Origin of the sequence: Lysinibacillus sp. GbtcB16 (assembly GCF_019091145.1) — a bacterium.
Lineage (GTDB): Bacteria > Bacillota > Bacilli > Bacillales_A > Planococcaceae > Lysinibacillus > Lysinibacillus fusiformis.
The window spans coordinates 1-268 of the sequence record NZ_JAGXJV010000439.1 but is presented as its reverse complement, the minus strand read 5'-3'; the positions used below and the strand labels follow the sequence as shown (position 1 = coordinate 268).

The 268-nt window shown below is 54.5% G+C and carries 1 protein-coding gene; it reads left to right on the top strand.

What is annotated here, in order from left to right:
- Positions 1-268 (top strand): hypothetical protein (locus KVT27_RS24830; RefSeq protein ID WP_217582191.1); only part of this gene is annotated, 268 nt, incomplete at both ends.

The following is a 268-nucleotide window of genomic DNA, read 5'->3' as shown; positions in this document are numbered from 1 at the left end:
GAACAAATCCTGCAGGCCCGGGTCGACTTGCGAACGCGTGCAGCCAAATCGAAGCGCATTCCGCACAGAGATGAACTGCCCGCATTGGCCGAACAGGACCTTACCCGCTTATCCGATCTGCAAATAGCGCTATACCGGGAATTTTTCGGCCTCAGCGGCGAACTGGATTATGCAGCTATCCAAACCAGCCTTGAGCTCTATGGGAATAGGGAGCTTCAAAGCACCAAATATCCCGGCCATTTGCAGCCGGATACCGCAAGAGTCTTCC